The organism is Exiguobacterium sp. 8H (assembly GCF_902506255.1).
GTDB classification, from domain to species: domain Bacteria; phylum Bacillota; class Bacilli; order Exiguobacteriales; family Exiguobacteriaceae; genus Exiguobacterium; species Exiguobacterium profundum.
In genome coordinates, this window is the sequence record NZ_LR733465.1 from 1 (window position 1) to 3,213 (window position 3,213).

5 protein-coding genes are annotated in these 3,213 nt (G+C 45.3%); 4 read left to right on the forward strand and 1 reads right to left on the reverse strand.

Annotation, left to right across the window (positions count from 1 at the left end; translation table 11 throughout):
* Nucleotides 1-100: 100 nt before the first annotated feature.
* On the reverse strand, nt 101-442 hold the full coding sequence (locus GVY43_RS15860) for a YolD-like family protein (protein ID WP_236549007.1): 342 nt from the start codon (nt 440-442) through the stop codon (nt 101-103).
* 370 nt (nt 443-812) lie between these two features.
* Here GVY43_RS15860 and GVY43_RS15865 point away from each other — a divergent pair, with 370 nt between their 5' ends.
* From GVY43_RS15865 to GVY43_RS15880, 4 genes are all read left to right on the forward strand, one after another.
* Nucleotides 813-1,268, forward strand: a complete 456-nt coding sequence (locus GVY43_RS15865) for a RadC family protein (RefSeq protein ID WP_159563828.1) — start codon at nt 813-815, stop codon at nt 1,266-1,268.
* A gap of 402 nt (nt 1,269-1,670) precedes the next feature.
* The gene (locus tag GVY43_RS15870) at nt 1,671-1,868 is read left to right on the forward strand and encodes a hypothetical protein (RefSeq protein WP_159563829.1); all 198 of its coding nucleotides are present in this window, start codon (nt 1,671-1,673) and stop codon (nt 1,866-1,868) included.
* Nucleotides 1,869-2,005: 137 nt separating this feature from the next.
* Nucleotides 2,006-2,308 carry a hypothetical protein gene (locus GVY43_RS15875; protein WP_159563830.1) on the forward strand — a complete coding sequence of 101 codons (303 nt, stop codon included), beginning with the start codon at nt 2,006-2,008 and terminating at the stop codon, nt 2,306-2,308.
* Nucleotides 2,309-2,752: 444 nt separating this feature from the next.
* The coding region (locus GVY43_RS15880) for a site-specific DNA-methyltransferase (protein WP_256369604.1) at nt 2,753-3,213 on the forward strand (461 nt) is incomplete at its 3' end.

Here is a 3,213-nt window from a genome sequence, read left to right on the forward strand (position 1 = left end):
CAAATCATACAGTTTAATTTTAAAGTAATTGAATTCGTTATTCGAATTAATTTAAACAATACATTCTTGATAGGCTAGATTCTGAACAGTCGCCAGTTCGTTAGTCTATCGATTGTTCCACGTGAATGATTGCCTCGAATGGAACATAGATGATTCCGTCCCGCTGATTGGCCAGCTCGACGGTCCGCTCCATGTAGTTCGTCCGGTGCACGAACCCCTTGAACCGCTTCATCTCCCGCTCTTCCATATACTTCACCTCGACCACGTCCCCACTGAAAATCGCATCGTTCAAAACGTTCTCATAAACCGATAGGACCTGTTCGTCGACATCAGGCATCTCAATCTTTTGAATTTCTTTATAGTATTTCGTCAGTAGGGCTCTGTGTTCGGGCATGAGAAATGGGATCCATTTCAGTTCGCCTCGATCGCGATACATCGTCATAAAAATCATCCTCCTAATAAAACGAACATTTGTTCTTATTTTATACCCGGTTAACCTTGTTTGAACAGCCTTTTTCGTGATTGGTGATTCGTGCGTCCTGTTTCCGTACTCTAGCTCGCTGGTCGCCGGTGCAAGGGACGTCAAAAAAATGACGCGCCCTCCGGCCCGTCTTCCTTCGCTTTTGGCTCAAAGCAAGGCTTTTCGCTCGTTGGCTACGGAAGCCTGGTCCTTCGTTTGCTCTACGCATTTTTTTGAGGCTCTCCCTGCGGTCGCCCTTGCACCGTCTCCCGACGCTCGCTTCGTTCCCGTCAACAGGACGCACAACGGTGTTCGTTCTGAGGACAGCTTATCCGAAAGGGGACAAACCAACATGGAACTTTCGTCAATCATCGAGGTCATCCGTATCAAGCAAGAGGTTCGAGAGGAAATGGTCGCGCTCGAGCACGCCATCATCCAATCACCCGACAACGCCCGACAAATCGGGGCATCTTTCATCGGGGATGATGACCGTGAAGTGTTCCTCGTCATCATGCTCAACACGAAGAATCGGGTCATCGGTGTTCATCGGGCGCACGTCGGGAGCGTCAACTCGAGCGTCGTCCATCCGCGGGAAATCTTCAAATGCGCCATCTTGAACAATGCCTCTTGTATCATCGCCTGTCACCAACACCCGAGCGGGGACCCGAGCCCGAGCCGAGAGGACATACTCGTCTCAGAGCGCTTACATGAGGCGGGCGACCTCATCGGCATCCCGGTGCTCGACCATCTCATCCTCGGTGCGGACGAGTCATATGTCAGCATGAAACAGCGAGGTTACATGGGTTGAATGGAAAGGAGCGGGGCCGGGGGACCGGTCCTGGTCCGTCCGGTAAGGGCAAGGAGGAAAAACATACGTTTTTCTTTTACAAGATTGGCGACTCGCGTTGCTCTCGCCTGGATCCAGAATTCGGATCCGGGAAAAGGAATGTTTTCGCGTGGCGAAAACAAATAGTTTTGATGAGAAGTCAAAGACATAAAGAAATCACGGTGCTCTGTTTTTTCATGAATGTGTATTTGCGATGTTTGGAATGGTGAAAAAATGAGTGCTTGTTTGGGGAAAATCATCATTTTTCCTACGTAAGCCCTGGGCTTGTTTTAAACAAGCCCAGGGCTTATATGAAACAAGGCGAGATGTCGAGTGGTCCGATTCGAGGTATCGTTGAGCTATCAACAGGAGAGGATGATTCAAATGAATCACAAATTGGACCAGCAAACGATTGAAGAAATGAAAGAGGTATTGCTTAGAAGACTTCCTGAACGGATGTATATCGATCCTGAGGCATTCGAGTTGGTAAGTATGGATATCCTTTGTGAAGTGAGAGAAGGGGAACGATTGAAACAAATGACGGTCTTCTTTAATACGAACACGCTTCAAGTACATAACTGATTGTTCCGAAATGTATACATGTATACTTGTAGATTTGTATACATGTATACATTTTTATCTAGTGAGTCTTTGGACGAAGCGTGAATCACATAAGTATCGGGAATCGGTCTATAAAAAACTGAAAGGGATGAGACGTGATGGACGAGCGGTTACTTGATGACTATGCGTTCGGTGGATTGGATCCGTTCGTCCAGACCGTGTTCTCTGAATTAATGGCGCGTCCCGAATGGATACGTGTCGTCGACAGGGAACATTGCGTCGAGAAGGTTGTCCGGTTCGATGAAGGACGGAACTCGCCTTACTTCCGGGTGGTAATCTACTTGGATGCGGAAGAGCGTCCGATCAATAAAGTGTATCTCTACGGACATGGGTGGTGGCGGATGGAGACGTCAGCTTCGTCGTCTCAGAGCTATCACAGGGTACATTCGAATATGAAGTGATGCATGTCCATTGGCTCATCAAGTATCGGTTCGAGGATTGGGGCGTGTCTGAAGACGGGGCATGGGAGAAAGAATGGTGATACGGGCTCATGCGTGAGCGTCTAGCACCTCTTGGCGAAGTCGCTCATCGCACCGCTGCCCCCCTGACGGCCCGATAACAAGAGCTGCTGGCTCACAAGCCGCATCTCTATGTTCCTGGCCCTTTCTAACGGGAGGCACGGAGCGTAAGAACAACGCAAAAAGCAAGAGCGTGGGCGTGTCTCACGCCACGCAAGGAACACTATTCAGCCGAATGGTGTTTTTGTAAATGTTTATGCATTTTCAAAGTAAGTTTGAAAATAATACACTAATAGGTTATTTTATTATGCGATAAGACATACTGTTATAATGGTAATGTAATTAATTTATTTTATATAAAAATAAAATTATTAGAGGAGAATCTTGATGGAAACTAAATTGCAAGGAGAAATAAAAAAAATCTTATCTAATTATCCTGAATTTTGGAGTGAGGGAAATCTTCTAAAATCAAAAGTTATTGAAGCTTTGAGAGATTACAGAAAAGATTTGATAAATGACCTTTTTGCCAATGAAGAGATAAAGAAAGTATATTCATTTTCAATCGGTGAAGGGACCGTATTTAAAATAGATGATTTTGTGAATATGATTCGCTTTAAGAGCTACTGGGAAAATAGCTACACTCGTTTTGGTAACGAAGTCGGTTTGACGAGTCAAAACAAGTATTTAAAATACGATTCTGATGTTGTATTGGATTTCCCGCATAAAGATTGTGTGCTAGAAGGGGGAATGACAAAAGAAGAGGTGGGAAGAAAAGAAGTTTATTATCATAGTGTTCTTGCAAGAGAAGAAATTGATGTAATGTTTTCTCCTAAAGTATTGACTAAAAT

What these genes read in the sequence shown, in the direction of transcription:
- GVY43_RS15865 (WP_159563828.1), top strand. Translation starts at nt 813, where the DNA reads ATGGAACTTTCGTCAATCATCGAGGTCATCCGTATCAAGCAAGAGGTT.
- GVY43_RS15860 (WP_236549007.1), bottom strand. Translation starts at nt 442, where the DNA reads ATGACGATGTATCGCGATCGAGGCGAACTGAAATGGATCCCATTTCTC.
- GVY43_RS15870 (WP_159563829.1), top strand. Translation starts at nt 1,671, where the DNA reads ATGAATCACAAATTGGACCAGCAAACGATTGAAGAAATGAAAGAGGTA.
- GVY43_RS15875 (WP_159563830.1), top strand. Translation starts at nt 2,006, where the DNA reads ATGGACGAGCGGTTACTTGATGACTATGCGTTCGGTGGATTGGATCCG.